Origin of the sequence: Candidatus Planktophila versatilis (genome assembly GCF_002288265.1) — a bacterium.
Lineage (GTDB): Bacteria > Actinomycetota > Actinomycetes > Nanopelagicales > Nanopelagicaceae > Planktophila > Planktophila versatilis.
This window is the reverse complement of sequence record NZ_CP016778.1, coordinates 694,955-709,442: the sequence shown is the minus strand read 5'-3', so window position 1 is coordinate 709,442 and position 14,488 is coordinate 694,955. Positions and strand designations below refer to the sequence as shown.

The window sequence follows — 14,488 nt, the reverse complement described above, 5'->3', positions numbered from 1 at the left end:
CCCATGTCACTGATCAACGTCACCGTCGATGGCCAATCGCGGTCGATTGAAAGTGACCAGCGCCCCACTCAAATATTTGCTGAGAACAAGGAAATTGTTGTCTGCACCATTAATGGCGCCCTCAAAGATCTCTGGACAGATTTAAGCGATGGCGATGTAGTCACATCGGTCTCAATTTCTTCACCAGAGGGTCTTGCAGTACTCCGACACTCGACCGCGCATGTGATGGCGCAAGCCGTGCAGCAAGTCTTTGCAGATACCAAGCTGGGAATTGGTCCACCGATTACTGATGGTTTCTATTACGACTTTGATCCGCAGAACCCATTTAATCCAGATGACCTGGAAAAGATTGAAACGGCTATGCGCAAAATTGTTAAAGAAGGTCAAAGATTTAAGCGCAGAGTGACTACTGAATCAGATGCCCTGAAAGAACTCGCACATGAGCCATATAAGTGTGAACTTATTGGCATCAAAGGTGGCGGCACTGATGAGACAAGTGTGGAAGTAGGCGGAACGCAGTTAACGATTTATGACAACTTAGGACGCGATGGCCAGCCAGTTTGGTCTGATCTCTGCCGCGGCCCGCACCTGCCATCGACTAAACATATTCCGGCCTTTAAATTAATGCGCAGCGCAGCTGCCTACTGGCGAGGTTCGGAGAAGAACCCAATGCTGCAACGCATTTATGGAACTGCTTGGCCTTCGCAAGATGAACTCAACGCCTATCTTGAGTTACTTGCAGAGGCAGAAAAACGCGATCATCGCCGTCTTGGCCAAGAGTTGGATCTCTTCTCATTTCCAGAAGAGATTGGCTCTGGTTTGGCAGTCTTTCACCCTAAGGGCGGAATCATTCGCCGGGCGATGGAGGATTACTCTCGTAAGCGCCATGAAGAAGAAGAGTATGAGTTTGTTTACTCACCGCACTTAACTAAGGCAGCGCTCTTTGAAAAATCTGGCCACCTCGATTGGTATTCCGAAGGCATGTATCCACCGATGATCATGGATGAAGAACTCCATGCCGATGGAACTATCAAGCGTGCTGGTCAGCAGTACTACATGAAGCCGATGAACTGCCCCTTCCACAATTTGATCTTTCAATCTCGTCAGCGCTCTTATCGCGAACTACCGCTTCGACTCTTTGAGTTCGGAACTGTCTATCGTTATGAAAAATCTGGTGTATTACACGGCATCACTCGCGCCCGCGGCTTTACCCAAGATGATGCACATATCTACTGCACTAAAGAGCAGATGGCTGGTGAGCTTGATTCACTTCTGACCTTCGTCCTCAACCTGCTGCGCGATTACGGTCTCGCAGATTTCTATCTCGAACTCTCAACTCGTAATCCTGAAAAATCAGTGGGAGAAGATGTCGATTGGAAAGAGGCAACCGAGGCGTTGCGGGAAGCTGCGATGAAGCAGGGACTTGAGCTAGTTCTTGATGAGGGCGGAGCAGCTTTTTATGGTCCAAAGATTTCGGTTCAAGCAAAGGATGCGATAGGTCGCACCTGGCAGATGTCCACTATTCAAGTTGATTTCCAATTGCCACAGCGATTCGATCTTGAATTTGCCGCAGCCGATGGCAGCAAGCAACGCCCGGTGATGATTCACCGCGCCCTCTTTGGCTCCATTGAACGATTCTTCGGAGTTCTCACCGAACATTATTCCGGTGCTTTCCCACCATGGTTGGCACCGGTGCAAGTGATGGGTATTCCAGTTGCGGATGCGTTTAATGATCACTTGGTGAAAGTTGTGAAAGATATGAAGGCTGCCGGAATTCGCGCAGATATTGATCTCTCGGATGATCGCATGCAAAAGAAGGTTCGTAATGCCCAAATGCAGAAGATTCCTTACATGCTTATCGCTGGCGAAGAAGATGTGAATTCAAATGCAGTCTCATTTAGATATCGCAATGGCGATCAGAAAAATGGCGTTCCGATTGCCGATGCAATCGCCGAGATTCTGGCCACGATTGCCGAACGTCGTCAGGTATAGCAGTGAGTCATATTGATGGCGCTGGCATGCCTGATGGCTGGCAACGCTTATGGGCCCCACATCGTCTGGAATACCTGCGTGGTGAAAACCGCCCGCTGGATGGAAATGATGTGCAGTGCCCGTTCTGCAGAATCCCTACGTTAAGTGATGAAGAGGGTCTGATTGTTCATCGCGGTGTGAGTGCATACGTTGTGATGAACCTTTATCCATATAACCCAGGACACCTCTTGGTCTGTGCCAATCGCCACGTCGCAGATCTCACTGAACTCACCATCGCAGAGCGCCATGAGATTACAGATATTAGTGCGCACGCCATGAATACCTTGCGCAAGGTCTCAAAAGCTGATGGATTTAACTTAGGAATGAATCAGGGTGCGATTTCAGGAGCTGGTGTGGCGGCGCATATCCATCAACATATAGTTCCTCGCTGGTCAGGGGATGCTAACTTCATGCCAATTATTGGAAAGACGAAAGTAATGCCGCAACTACTTACTATTACGCGAGATGAGCTAGCTGCTGCTTGGTAATGACTTAATGTAGTCGTGCACAATATCAAGGCCGATTCCGTTGGTGAGATTGATTGGAATGGCCGGAAATAAGATGCCAGCAGCGAATGCGCCATCATCCATCTCTTGCATCTGTTCTAAGAACTCTTCTCTAAATTCTTTGACCAACTCCTCATGTTCGGGATCACAAGCGCGCACTGATGCTGGTGTAGTTGAGTAATCGATGATGCTTAAATCATGCAGGCGAATGAGTGCCGCCGGTGATCCATCATCGTGGTGAAGAACTAGGTAAGGAGTAACCAGTTGATCAAAGACACGGTTAGCTACCATGACGGCATCTTCAAAATCTAACTCCTGCCCATCTAGCCCGTTGACGAGAACAAGTCGTGGAATCTGTATCTCATCTAGGGCTGCCCACAGTGCAATAGTTGGGGCGTCGATACCGGCTGCTGGGTTAATAACGAATATGGCAAGGTCAGATTCGTGCTCTGCCGCCGAAGAAACGGTGCCGCCAAATTCGGAGGCGATTGCCTGCGGTGCCCCCGACACGTGGCCGTATACGTGGATTCGTCGGGCCGCTTGGGAACTAGGTGAAGGCATGAGGGAAAGCCTACGATGGTCCTGATGATAAGTAGTGCACTGAAACCTGCGGTCACCAGATTAATCAATCCGTTGGCCAGAGCCGTCCTGCGTGTTGGCCTAACACCGAATTCAGTAACAATTTTAGGTGCGCTAGGTCTCATCATTTCGGCTGCATATTTCTACAGCAAAGAAGAATATTTTGTTGGAACGCTCGTGATTACAGTCTTCGCCTTAAGTGATCTCTTTGATGGCGCGATGGCTCGAATTTCAGATGAAGGTGCAACATCTTGGGGTGGGTTCCTAGATTCAACAATTGATCGTGTGACCGATAGCGCAATAGTGATCAGTCTTGCACTGCCACTGATTCGTGAAGAAGATTTGCTGGCGTATCCGGCAGTTGTTGCCTTGGTAACTGGAGTTCTCATCCCTTACATTCGCGCGAAAGCAGAGAGTTTCAATATTGCCTGCAGCGTTGGAATCACAGAGCGCACCGAACGACTCGTCATTATTCTGGTCGCTGCTGGTTTTCATGGGTTAGGTGTTCCATACATTCTGGCAATCGGAATCTGGACCTTGGCGGTATTGGGATTGGTAACGGTATTTCAACGCCTACAGGTGGTCCGTAAAGGTCTTGCAGATTCGTGATAGATAAGTTGGCAGCGCTGGCATATTTTGCTGGATGGAGAATCGTTCGAGTTCTTCCTCATAAGTGGGCTTACGGCTTATTTGAAAAACTCGCGAACTATCTTGTGAAAAGGGATGGAAAAGGTGTGGCGCGACTTCGCAGTAATTTAAGTCGCATCAAACCAGGCTTGAGTGAAGCAGATATGGATGCGCTGCTACGGCAAGCGATGAGTTCCTACCTTCGCTATTGGTGTGACACATTCCGAATTCAAGATTGGTCAGCGTCCCAAATACAAGAGTCGGTCACACTCACACGAGGTGAGTTACTCCTTGATCCCATGCGCGAGGGCCGAGGAGTGGTCATCGTGCTTCCTCATTCGGGTAATTGGGATCATGCTGGTGCTTATTTCTGCTCTCTTGGAATTCCGCTCGTCACTGTTGCCGAAAGACTAAAACCAGAGGCGCTCTTTCAAAGGTTCCTGCGCTATCGCCAAGCTATGGGTTTTGAAGTGCTCGCCATCGATTCGCGTTCTTTTGCAACCCTAATCAAACGCGCCCTTGAGAAACGCTTGATCGCACTTGTGGCAGATCGAGATCTCTCGGCTTCAGGTATCGACGTGAACTTCTTTGGCTTTCCGGCACGGATGCCGGCAGGTCCGGCGCTACTTGCGATCAAGACGGGAATACCGCTTGTGGTTGCGCACGTTTCATATATGCAAAACGGAATCCATATTGAATTTACATCGGTAGATGTGTCCGAAGATGGAAGTGAGTCTGAACGTGTGGCGCAGATGACCCAACGGATGGCGAGCCTCTTTGAAAAAGGAATTGCTGCGCACCCGCAAGATTGGCATATGCTGCAACGGATCTGGACTGATGGAGATTTTAAGGAGAACAGCTAATGCCCTTGAGTAAGAAGCGCATTGGCATTGTCTGTCCCTATGGGTGGGATACACCCGGGGGAGTCAAGAGTCATATCGGTGACCTAGCCGAATATCTCATCGCACAAGGCCACACTGTTTCAGTATTAGCACCATCATCAAGTGATGAGAATCTGCCTAGCTATGTCACAAGTGCCGGGCGCCCCATTTCGATTGCCTATAACGGAGCAGTGGCACGTCTGCTCTTTGGTCCCGTTGCATTTGGTCGAGTCAAGAGCTGGATTGCAGATGGAAACTTCGATGTCTTACACCTTCATGAGCCTGCGATTCCATCGATTTCACTTCTTGCTTGTTGGGCGGCAGAAGGACCGATGGTGGGAACATTTCATGCCGCTTCTGCTCGAAAGAAGATTGCCTTTGCAATTACGCCTTTTGTGGAGCCGGTAATTGAAAAACTCAATGCACGTATTGCGGTGAGTGAGGCTGCGCGTGAAACGTTACGGATACATCTTGATACCGATGCCATGGTTGTTCCCAATGGCATCTATGCCGCTCGGTTTGCAGATGCAACAGTGGATCCGCGTTGGTCGGGAGATACCATCGGATTTATTGGACGCTTTGAAGAGTATCGAAAGGGCCTCTCGGTTCTGATTGAGGCGTTGCCACAGATTTTGACTCAAATTCCAGATATTCGAATTCTGATTGCAGGACCAGGAGATCCAGAGAGTTTCCTGGAAAAACTGGAACCTCATCTGCGAAATAGATTCACCTTCCTTGGAACTATTACCGAATCGGATAAAGCGAACTTCATGGCATCTGTTGGAATCTACGTTGCACCCAATACTGGGGGAGAATCCTTTGGAATCATCTTGGCCGAAGCACTTGCTGCTGGAGCCGCTGTTCTAGCAAGTGATATCCCGGCATTTGATTCCCTGCTGGGCGGCGGAGAATATGGAACTCTCTTTGAATCCGAAAATGCACACGACTTGGCCGATAAGGCGATTGCTTTACTGCAAGATCCGGCGCATCGAAGTGCGATAGCAAAGAGAGGGCATGACTACGCCCAGTGTTTTGACTGGGACGTTGTTGCTGAGAGAATTTACGATGTGTATGAAATGGCGATGGTGGGTGGAAGGGGAGTAACGCTTGCTTCCGATAATCGTGCCTGGAATAGATTGCTAGGTCGCAGCAATGAATAACTTTCTCCTGGCCTTCTTCTTTCTCTCTATTTTCGCTTGGTACTTATCATTTCTGGCAACAAGACTTAATCGCTTACATCACCGGGTTGAGACCAGTTGGGCCAACCTTGATGGACTGCTGCAACGCCGAGCTGCGGTTGCCATTGAAATTGCTCGCTCTGAAATCTCTGATCCAGCAGCATCGCTTCTTCTGACATTTGCCGCACACCAAGCACGCGAGGCAACGGTCCGAGATCGCTCTCAGGCAGAGACTGGCCTGACTGGCGCACTAGGAATTCTGATTGAGAATTCTGCCGATACTCAAAATCCTTTGGAACAAGAGCTCTTACTTGAACTAAAAGACCTGACAGCGAAAATCAAAGTTGCTATCGCCATGCACGTTGAATCTGTGACGAGAACACAGATGGTGCGAAAGAAGCTCTTTATCCGACTCTTTCGTTTAGCAGGTTCGGCGCCAGAGCCGGTTACTTATGAATTTGAAGGCGATGTTTTTTAAGCGTTTAGTTGCGGTTGTTTTTGTCATCGCATCGTGCGCGGTTGTGCTCACCTCCGTCATTTCACCTGACTCACTCTTTAAGGTAAAAAGCCCTTTTTCCGAAGCTCCGGCCGAGAATTCAATTAGTGGACGTGTGGGTGCTGATGGTCCGATACTTGTTGTGAAGATTGATGACACATCGATGGCTCATCCACAGATTGGGTTAGAGGATGCGGACTTGGTTTACATCGAACAAGTTGAAGGTGGCTCTACCCGCCTTGCCGCGGTCTTCTCTTCAAAGATTCCCACACGGATTGGACCAGTTCGCTCGGCGCGCATTTCAGATGTTGAACTGCTTGCTCAGTTTGGTCGGGTGGGATTTGCTTATAGTGGAGCGCAAAGCAAAATGCTTCCGATTATCGCGGCGGCAAATCTTCATGACCTAGGGGCACAACGAAACTCGCCGACAATTTTCACAACAGATCCGAATCGCACCCAGCCATATGCGATGGTGCTACGAGCAGACCTATTGCTGGAACTGGCAAAGAGCATAGGCTTGGATTTTGCGCAATCAAAGAACATGGGCTGGAATTTTGGAAAAGTATCAGATGAAGGAGTAGCAATTACAACTGCACAGATTTCTTGGCCAGCTAGTTCCTATGATGTGCAATGGTCTAAGAAAGAGAATCGTTGGCTTTTAGATTTTCGAAAGGAGCCGAACATCACAGAATCGGGGACTCGGCTTGGTGCTTCTACATTTGTCATTCAACTAGTTTCAATTACGGATTCAATCTATAAGGACAAAAATGGTGAAGTGACTCCACTTTCAACGACTGTCGGGAGTGGCAGCGGTTACATCCTGCGAAACGGTAAATCCATTAAAGCCACCTGGAGCAGACCCACTGCCGAAGAGGGAACTCGCTGGCTCAGCATGAGTGGGGAAGAGATCACCTTTGAAAAGGGGCAGATATGGGTGGCCCTGACAGATAGGGAACCTGTTTTCACTCTCACAAACGCGGATGCAGCATCGGTAACTCCAAAGTAGACTCTTCTCCTGCACATACTGCACTGAACTAGGAGCTTTGATAAATGTCTGAAACAACTGGCACAGCACGCGTCAAGCGCGGAATGGCTGAAATGCTTAAGGGTGGCGTCATCATGGATGTCGTCAATGTTGAGCAAGCCAGAATTGCCGAAGATGCTGGTGCATGTGCAGTGATGGCGTTAGAACGCGTACCAGCAGATATTCGCGCCCAAGGTGGCGTAGCTCGCATGTCAGATCCAGACATGATTGAAGCGATTCAGGCAGCGGTCTCGATTCCAGTCATGGCGAAGGTTCGCATCGGACATTTCGTGGAAGCTCAAATTATTGAAAGTCTCGGTGTTGATTACATCGATGAATCTGAAGTTCTCACCCCGGCTGACTACACCAACCATATTGATAAGTGGAATTTCAAAATTCCTTTTGTGTGTGGAGCAACGAATTTAGGAGAAGCCCTCCGTCGTATCAACGAAGGTGCCGCCATGATCCGTTCCAAGGGTGAAGCTGGAACCGGCGATGTCTCTAATGCCATGATGCATATGCGCACAATTGGTGCAGAGATTAGACGCCTCTCTTCGCTGCGCGAAGATGAACTCTATGTTGCAGCTAAAGAGTTGCAAGCACCATATGCGTTAGTCAAGGAAGTTGCTGAGACTGGAAAACTGCCGGTTGTGCTCTTTACTGCTGGTGGAATTGCAACACCGGCAGATGCTGCGCTCATGATGCAGATGGGTGCCGATGGAGTCTTCGTAGGATCTGGAATTTTCAAATCAGGAAATCCGGCACAACGCGCAGCAGCCTGCGTGAAGGCAACGACGTTCTATCAGGATGCAAAGGTTTTGGCCGAAGTTTCCCGCGGTCTGGGCGAGGCAATGGTTGGAATCAATGTTGCAGATATTCCGGTGCCACATCGTTTAGCAGATCGTGGTTGGTAGTTAACGCAAGTTTATGAAAGTTGGCGTGCTAGCTCTACAAGGAGATTTCCGCGAGCACATTCTTGCCACAACCCAATGTGGTCATGAAGCTATAGAAGTAAGGCGTTTAGCTGAATTAGAAAGCGTTGACGCGCTGATTTTGCCCGGGGGAGAATCCACCACCATTGTTCATCTGGCTAAGACATTCGAGCTATTTAATCCCATCCGAAAGCACATTGGTGATGGACTTCCAGTGTATGGATCATGTGCTGGAATGATTCTCTTAGCCGAGCGCATCCTGGATGGCGCTAAAGGTCAAGAGACATTTGGCGGTCTAGATATTACGGTGCGCCGAAATGCTTTTGGCAGGCAGGTTGATTCCTTTGAATCAGAGCTCACATTTAATGGCAAGGCGATGAATGCAGTCTTTATTAGAGCTCCGTGGGTTGAGCAGTCTGGTCCTGGGGTTCAGGTTCTAGCGGAAGCTGCTGGGCACGCGGTTGCGGTGCGCGAAGGCAAAGTTCTTGCGACAAGTTTCCACCCAGAATTAACGAGTAACCTGGAAATACATCGTTACTTCTTTGATGAGATGTGTAAAGCGCGATAAAGTTGAGCTCTTAGAGGCGTAGGTAATCGCCTCTTGATAAACGATTGAGGTGTTGACAATGTCAGGCCATTCCAAATGGGCGACGACCAAGCATAAGAAGGCGATCATTGATAGCCGTCGGGCGAAGAATTTTGCCAAGTTAATTAAGGCTATTGAAGTCGCATCTCGCAATGGTGGTCCGGAAGTTGAAGGCAACCCAACCCTGTTTGATGCCATTGCTAAGGCGAAGAAGAACTCAATGCCGGCAGATAATATTGAAAGAGCGGTCAAGCGCGGAGCCGGCCTTGAATCTGGTGGCGCTGATTGGCAAACAATTATGTATGAGGGCTATGGGCCTAATGGTGTTGCGCTCATGATCGAGTGTCTATCTGATAACCGTAATCGAGCAGCGTCTGAGGTACGTGTTGCGGTCACACGAAATGGTGGCAGCATGGCAGATCCGGGATCTGTGGCATATCTTTTTAATCGCAAAGGCGTCATTATCGTGAATAAGGCTGGTGGGGTCACCGAGGATTCAATTCTGGAAGCAGCACTTGAGGCTGGGGTTGAAGATGTGAATGATTTAGGTGAATCATTTGAAGTTGTCTGTGAAGCCAGTGATCTCGTTGCAGCTAGAACTGCGCTGCAAAGTGCCGGAATTGATTATGAATCAGCAGATTCTTCCTTCCTGCCATCGATGCAGATTCCACTCGATGCCGAAGGAGCTACCAAGGTCTTTGAACTTATTGATGCGATTGAGGAGTTAGATGATGTGCAGAATGTCTACTCCAATTTCGATGTCTCAGATGAAGTCCTGGCGAGCCTTTCTTAAGTCGTCGTAGGGCTGACCTAGGCTTAGAAGTTATGAGCCAGATATATAAACGAGTACTTGGGGTGGACCCTGGGCTGACTCGTTGTGGCGTGGGCGTTGTCGAAGGCGCAATTGGTTCACCACTTACATTAATTGGTGTCGGCGTGATTCTTACACCTCCAGATGCCGCCCTCGAGCTGCGCTTACTTCAGTTAGAAAGTGAATTGGAGGAGTGGATAGCTCTTCATAAACCCACCGTGATTGCTGTGGAGCGAGTCTTTTCGCAACACAATGTTCGTACCGTGATGGGAACCGCGCAAGCTGCCGGAATCGCGCTCTTAGTTGCAGCGCGCAGAAACATCCCAGTGATGATGCATACACCCTCTGAAGTAAAAGCTGCCGTTACCGGATCTGGGCGAGCAAATAAAGCGCAGGTCGCCGAGATGGTTAAGCGCTTACTTAATTTAGAGTCAATCCCGAAGCCGGTCGATAGCACCGACGCCTTAGCCCTCGCGATCTGTCATATTTGGCGAGGTGGGGCAAATACCAAAATTGCAGAAGCGGTAGCGATTGAGAAATCCCGGCTCGCTAAGTTGGTGAAGAAATGATTTCACTAGTAAACGGAATCGTTCGGTCAATTAATTCAGATCGGGCTGTGATTGAAGTTGGAGGTGTTGGGCTAGCTGTCTCCATCACTGGGCCGACTAGCGCCCAGCTTCATCTTGGTGCGGCAACTCAATTATTTACTTCACTAGTTGTTCGGGAAGATTCACTTACTCTCTTTGGTTTTCTAGATGAGGAAAGCAGAAATACCTTTGAACTCGTGCAGACAGTCTCTGGAATCGGACCGAAGGTTGCGTTAGCAATCATGGGATCCCATAGCCCTGATTCTCTGTCTCGAGCCATTGCGCAGGAAGATATCAAGGCGATAGAGAAGGTTCCGGGAATCGGGCGCAAAGGCGCACAAAGACTTATTCTGGAACTCAAAGGAAAGATTTCTGATTTGGGCGGAGCCGAGCGCGTGCAGAGCCATCAACCTATTTGGCGCGAGCAACTGACCTCAGCTCTGGTCTCACTTGGATTTAGTGCCAAAGATTCGGACTCGGCAATTAATGAAGTCTTAGCAACATATGCCGAATCCGGTGTCGATGCTTCTTCCCTTGATTTATCTGAGTTGCTCAAAGCTACTTTGGCACAAGGGCGACGGTCCTAAGTGACTATCGAACCAGGTAATAGCGGTGAGCGGATTGTGAACCCAGATCTCACAAATGATGACTCGGGAATCGAACACGCACTACGTCCGAAGACGCTCAAGGATTTTATTGGGCAACATCGAGTGCGCGAACAAATCGATGTATTGCTCAGTGCTGCTCGCAAGCGAGGATCGGCGGCAGACCACATTCTTCTTTCGGGTCCGCCCGGACTTGGTAAGACAACGCTGGCGATGATTCTGGCGAGTGAGATGCAGACCCCGATTCGAATAACCTCTGGTCCAGCAATTACCCATGCGGGGGATTTAGCGGCAATTCTTTCCTCTTTGGTTGAAGGAGAAATTCTTTTCCTTGATGAGATTCATCGTCTTCCGCGTCCGGCTGAAGAGTTGCTCTATCTTGCGATGGAAGATTTCCGAGTTGATATCGTTGTTGGTAAAGGACCAGGGGCCACCGCTATTCCGTTGCAGCTTCCTCACTTCACACTCGTAGGTGCTACTACTCGAGCAGGCTTGTTGACATCTCCATTGCGCGATCGTTTCGGCTTTACGGCGCACCTAGATTTCTATGAAGAATCTGAGTTGGCCCAAGTTATTTCGCGAAGTGCATCGCTGCTCGGCCTTGAAATAGATGTAAAGGCAGTTTCAGAGATTGCAGGAAGATCCAGAGGCACGCCGAGAATCGCAAATAGATTGCTGCGAAGAGTGCGTGATTATGCCCAGGTGCGTGGTTCTGAAAGAATCATTCACTCAGATGCAACTGCCGCGCTGCAAATGTATGAAGTTGATGAGAAGGGGCTCGATCGATTAGATCGATCTGTTCTCCTTGCACTCATTGAAAGATTTGCTGGTGGCCCGGTTGGACTTTCCACACTTGCGATTGCTGTGGGGGAAGAGACTGAGACAGTGGAATCTGTTGCTGAACCATTCTTAGTCAGAAATGGCTTTATGGCGCGGACCCCACGAGGTCGCATAGCTACCGCCCTTGGTTGGGAGCATGTGGGGCGAACACCTCCGGCTGGGACGATTTCTCTTTTCGACACACCAGCGCCTGACGCCTAGACTCTCCTCTTATGTCCACACCTACTAAAACTGTGAAGACCTCAGGTCGGCCCGCTCGAGCTTTAGCGCTGCTGGCAGTCATTCTGCTCGGACTCGTAGGAACGGCCCTGCTTCAGGGTGCATCCTCGGTCAAGCTTGGCCTTGATCTGCGCGGTGGCACTAGTGTCACGCTGCAACCTCGCGCTTCGAATGATTCAAATAAAATTACATCGGCGGCAATTGATCAGGCAGTCACGATTATCCGCCAACGTGTGAACTCACTTGGTGTCGCAGAGTCTGAAGTAACAGCACAGGGAAGCGGAACTAACCGCCAGATCGTTATCTCCGTTCCTGGAGATTCTGGTCGTCGTGTTGTTGATTTGGTTGGACAAACTGCAGAACTTCGTTTTAGGCAAGTTCTTGCAGAATCATCCGGCTTAGCGGGAAGTGGATTGGACACTGCCACTCCCACAGCAGGAGTCACACCGGAACTAAATGCAAAGTTTGCCGCACTTGATTGTTCCAAGTTAGAGAATCAACAGGGAACTGGTGCAGATTCCCCTGCGGAAACAATTGTTGCGTGTTCACGAACTGGGACAAGTAAATACATTCTTGCTCCGGCTGAAGTGCTAGGACAGCAGGTTTCTAAGGCATCAGCAGGCATCGATCAGCAAGGCTCAGCTGGTTGGTTTGTAGCACTTTCCTTTAATGGCGAAGGAACTTCAGCATTTGGTGCTCTCACAGGTCGTGTTACATCACTTGCCTCACCTTTAAATCAGGTGGCAATCGTTCTAGATGGTTTGGTTGTTTCAGCGCCATCGATCAATGAAGCGATTCCTTCAGGTAACGCGCAGATCACCGGATCATTTACGCAAACAGAGGCAGAAGATCTCGCCAACGTCCTTAAGTATGGTGCGCTACCGCTGGCATTCGATCGTGGTGAAGTTCAGCAAGTTTCTCCAACGCTCGGCTCTGATCAGTTAGATGCTGGTCTGTTAGCTGGAGCACTGGGTTTGATTCTTGTGGTCATATTCTCAGTTCTGTATTACCGGGCACTTGGGTTAGTAACTGTTGGCTCACTCGCTGTTGCATCAGCGCTTGTCTATTTACTCTTCTTGGTTCTGGGTGAGGCAATCGGATTCACATTAACTCTGGCAGGTATCGCTGGCGCCATTGTTGCAATCGGAATTACTGCTGACTCATTTATTGTCTTCTTCGAACGTGTTCGAGATGAAGCGAGAGAAGGAAGATCTCTGAGATCTGCAGTCGATATGGGTTGGCTGCGAGCACGTCACACAATCATCGTGGCTGACATGGTTTCGATTCTCGCTGCAGTACTGCTCTATTTCTTTGCTGTCGGTGGTGTGCGTGGTTTCGCATTTACATTGGGGCTCACCACACTCGTTGACTTGATAGTGGTCTTCATCTTCACCAAGCCGCTGGTCACACTCATTGCGCGTATCAATTTCTTTGCCTCCGGTCATCCACTCTCGGGATTCTCGCCTAAGAGCGTCGGGCTAAAGGGTGCGAGAGCAAATACTTCAACTACTACTGTGGAGGCATAAGACAATGGCTAAAATTTCAGGTCTTGGTGGGCGTCTCTACTCTGGTGAGACTTCATTTAACATCGTTGGAAATCGCAAGCGTTGGTACTCGATTTCAGCGCTCTTCTTACTTGCTTCGATAGCTGCGCTTACGATTCAAGGTTTGCATTTGGGTCTTGAGTTCAAAGGTGGAGCTTCCTACACAGTGACGAAGCCTGGAATCACACTTGAACAAGGTCGAGAAGCGGCTTCAAAATTTGATATTCCGGGCGAGGCGATCGTTCAAAAGATCGGTGATGACAAGATTCGTATTCAAACCGGTGCGCTCACTCCGGCACAGGCAACAGCTGCCGAGAATGTTCTGACCTTCACCTTTGATGTTCCAGCTGAGTCAATCGACACTCAAATTGTTGGACCGTCGTGGGGTAAGGAAATTACCAAGAAGGCTATCTACGGATTGATCGCATTCTTATTGGCGGTCATGCTCTTTCTTGCAATGGCATTTGAACCCAAGATGGCACTTGCAGCCATTGTCGCAGTGGTGCACGACGTGCTTATCACTGTCGGTATTTATGCAGTCGTAGGTTTCGATGTCACTCCGGCAACGGTGATCGGATTCCTGACAATTCTTGGCTATTCGCTCTATGACACTGTCGTGGTCTTCGATAAAGTAAGAGAGAATACAAAATCTGTCACAGCCAATAGCAAGCAGACATATTCACAGGCTGCAAACTTAGCTGTCAATCAGACTCTGGTGCGCTCTGCGAACACATCGATCATCGCACTCCTACCTGTTGGTTCAATTCTTTTCGTAGGCGCAGGATTACTGGGCGCTGGCACATTGAAAGATCTTTCACTCGCGCTCTTTATCGGGCTCGCAGTAGGAACCTATTCATCTGTATTTATTGCACCCCCATTCCTAGCTTCCCTTCGTGAGAAGGAGCCTGCGATGCAGGCTCTCGCAAAGAGAGTTGCAGCGCGAGGCGGAGCACCGGTGCCCACAGAAAGTAAGCCAACAGATTCAACAGCTGCGCGCGGTCCACGTAATCAACCTAAGCGCAAAGGTCGCAAATAACCTTTT

General features: G+C 49.3%; 16 protein-coding genes. 15 read left to right on the top strand and 1 reads right to left on the bottom strand.

All coding sequences use genetic code 11. From position 1 onward, the window contains the following. Positions 1-3 precede the first annotated feature (3 nt). A complete protein-coding gene (gene thrS / locus A1sIIB76_RS03585) occupies positions 4-1,992 on the top strand; it encodes a threonine--tRNA ligase (protein ID WP_095684753.1) in 1,989 nt (662 codons plus the stop codon). Positions 1,993-2,018: 26 nt separating this feature from the next. Further along, positions 2,019-2,519, top strand: coding sequence for an HIT family protein (locus A1sIIB76_RS03580; RefSeq protein ID WP_095685208.1), 501 nt, complete (start codon positions 2,019-2,021; stop codon positions 2,517-2,519). On the opposite strand, the gene A1sIIB76_RS03575 is transcribed toward A1sIIB76_RS03580, so the two are convergent. After that, positions 2,502-3,098, bottom strand: coding sequence for a P-loop NTPase family protein (locus A1sIIB76_RS03575; RefSeq protein WP_095684752.1), 597 nt, complete (start codon positions 3,096-3,098; stop codon positions 2,502-2,504). The two genes, A1sIIB76_RS03580 and A1sIIB76_RS03575, sit on opposite strands and share 18 nt — an antisense overlap. Before the next feature lie 24 nt (positions 3,099-3,122). On the opposite strand from A1sIIB76_RS03575, the gene pgsA reads away from it, so the two are divergent. Genes pgsA through secF form a run of 13 tightly spaced genes read left to right on the top strand, consistent with a single transcriptional unit; the run spans position 3,123 to position 14,482 of the window. Further along, positions 3,123-3,725: a phosphatidylinositol phosphate synthase gene (pgsA, locus tag A1sIIB76_RS03570; protein WP_095685207.1), complete on the top strand. Its 603-nt coding sequence runs from the start codon at positions 3,123-3,125 to the stop codon at positions 3,723-3,725. Then, positions 3,722-4,606: a phosphatidylinositol mannoside acyltransferase gene (locus tag A1sIIB76_RS03565; protein ID WP_095684751.1), complete on the top strand. Its 885-nt coding sequence runs from the start codon at positions 3,722-3,724 to the stop codon at positions 4,604-4,606. The genes pgsA and A1sIIB76_RS03565 overlap by 4 nt, the downstream gene beginning before the upstream one ends. Continuing rightward, on the top strand, positions 4,606-5,784 hold the full coding sequence (locus A1sIIB76_RS03560) for a glycosyltransferase family 4 protein (protein ID WP_190279053.1): 1,179 nt from the start codon (positions 4,606-4,608) through the stop codon (positions 5,782-5,784). The genes A1sIIB76_RS03565 and A1sIIB76_RS03560 overlap by 1 nt, the downstream gene beginning before the upstream one ends. Then, on the top strand, positions 5,777-6,280 hold the full coding sequence (locus A1sIIB76_RS03555) for a LemA family protein (protein ID WP_095684750.1): 504 nt from the start codon (positions 5,777-5,779) through the stop codon (positions 6,278-6,280). Before A1sIIB76_RS03560 ends, A1sIIB76_RS03555 begins: the two co-directional genes overlap by 8 nt. Then, positions 6,270-7,304: a DUF3048 domain-containing protein gene (locus tag A1sIIB76_RS03550; RefSeq protein ID WP_095684749.1), complete on the top strand. Its 1,035-nt coding sequence runs from the start codon at positions 6,270-6,272 to the stop codon at positions 7,302-7,304. The genes A1sIIB76_RS03555 and A1sIIB76_RS03550 overlap by 11 nt, the downstream gene beginning before the upstream one ends. 44 nt (positions 7,305-7,348) lie before the next feature. After that, positions 7,349-8,236, top strand: a complete 888-nt coding sequence (gene pdxS / locus A1sIIB76_RS03545; RefSeq protein WP_095684748.1) for a pyridoxal 5'-phosphate synthase lyase subunit PdxS — start codon at positions 7,349-7,351, stop codon at positions 8,234-8,236. Positions 8,237-8,249: 13 nt separating this feature from the next. Then, entirely contained in the window at positions 8,250-8,822 is a 573-nt protein-coding gene (gene pdxT / locus A1sIIB76_RS03540) for a pyridoxal 5'-phosphate synthase glutaminase subunit PdxT (protein WP_095684747.1), read from the top strand. A gap of 58 nt (positions 8,823-8,880) precedes the next feature. After that, on the top strand, positions 8,881-9,633 hold the full coding sequence (locus tag A1sIIB76_RS03535; RefSeq protein WP_095684746.1) for a YebC/PmpR family DNA-binding transcriptional regulator: 753 nt from the start codon (positions 8,881-8,883) through the stop codon (positions 9,631-9,633). 32 nt (positions 9,634-9,665) lie between these two features. Then, positions 9,666-10,220, top strand: coding sequence for a crossover junction endodeoxyribonuclease RuvC (gene ruvC, locus A1sIIB76_RS03530; RefSeq protein ID WP_095684745.1), 555 nt, complete (start codon positions 9,666-9,668; stop codon positions 10,218-10,220). Next, positions 10,217-10,825, top strand: a complete 609-nt coding sequence (gene ruvA / locus A1sIIB76_RS03525; RefSeq protein WP_095674852.1) for a Holliday junction branch migration protein RuvA — start codon at positions 10,217-10,219, stop codon at positions 10,823-10,825. Before ruvC ends, ruvA begins: the two co-directional genes overlap by 4 nt. Beyond that, entirely contained in the window at positions 10,826-11,884 is a 1,059-nt protein-coding gene (ruvB, locus tag A1sIIB76_RS03520) for a Holliday junction branch migration DNA helicase RuvB (RefSeq protein ID WP_095684744.1), read from the top strand. It begins immediately after the preceding gene. 11 nt (positions 11,885-11,895) lie between these two features. Then, positions 11,896-13,428 (top strand): protein translocase subunit SecD, encoded by a 1,533-nt coding sequence (gene secD / locus A1sIIB76_RS03515; protein WP_095684743.1) that lies wholly within the window; start codon positions 11,896-11,898, stop codon positions 13,426-13,428. Between the two features lie 4 nt (positions 13,429-13,432). Continuing rightward, complete coding sequence (gene secF / locus A1sIIB76_RS03510; RefSeq protein WP_095684742.1) at positions 13,433-14,482, top strand: protein translocase subunit SecF; 1,050 nt, start codon at positions 13,433-13,435, stop codon at positions 14,480-14,482. Positions 14,483-14,488 lie beyond the last annotated feature (6 nt).

Excerpts from the sequence above, each read along its gene's own strand:
- thrS (WP_095684753.1), top strand. The coding sequence starts at position 4 with ATGTCACTGATCAACGTCACCGTCGATGGCCAATCGCGGTCGATTGAA.
- A1sIIB76_RS03580 (WP_095685208.1), top strand. The coding sequence starts at position 2,019 with ATGCCTGATGGCTGGCAACGCTTATGGGCCCCACATCGTCTGGAATAC.
- A1sIIB76_RS03575 (WP_095684752.1), bottom strand. The coding sequence starts at position 3,098 with ATGCCTTCACCTAGTTCCCAAGCGGCCCGACGAATCCACGTATACGGC.
- pgsA (WP_095685207.1), top strand. The coding sequence starts at position 3,123 with ATGATAAGTAGTGCACTGAAACCTGCGGTCACCAGATTAATCAATCCG.
- A1sIIB76_RS03560 (WP_190279053.1), top strand. The coding sequence starts at position 4,606 with ATGCCCTTGAGTAAGAAGCGCATTGGCATTGTCTGTCCCTATGGGTGG.
- A1sIIB76_RS03555 (WP_095684750.1), top strand. The coding sequence starts at position 5,777 with ATGAATAACTTTCTCCTGGCCTTCTTCTTTCTCTCTATTTTCGCTTGG.
- A1sIIB76_RS03550 (WP_095684749.1), top strand. The coding sequence starts at position 6,270 with ATGTTTTTTAAGCGTTTAGTTGCGGTTGTTTTTGTCATCGCATCGTGC.
- pdxS (WP_095684748.1), top strand. The coding sequence starts at position 7,349 with ATGTCTGAAACAACTGGCACAGCACGCGTCAAGCGCGGAATGGCTGAA.
- pdxT (WP_095684747.1), top strand. The coding sequence starts at position 8,250 with ATGAAAGTTGGCGTGCTAGCTCTACAAGGAGATTTCCGCGAGCACATT.
- A1sIIB76_RS03535 (WP_095684746.1), top strand. The coding sequence starts at position 8,881 with ATGTCAGGCCATTCCAAATGGGCGACGACCAAGCATAAGAAGGCGATC.
- ruvC (WP_095684745.1), top strand. The coding sequence starts at position 9,666 with ATGAGCCAGATATATAAACGAGTACTTGGGGTGGACCCTGGGCTGACT.
- ruvA (WP_095674852.1), top strand. The coding sequence starts at position 10,217 with ATGATTTCACTAGTAAACGGAATCGTTCGGTCAATTAATTCAGATCGG.
- secD (WP_095684743.1), top strand. The coding sequence starts at position 11,896 with ATGTCCACACCTACTAAAACTGTGAAGACCTCAGGTCGGCCCGCTCGA.
- secF (WP_095684742.1), top strand. The coding sequence starts at position 13,433 with ATGGCTAAAATTTCAGGTCTTGGTGGGCGTCTCTACTCTGGTGAGACT.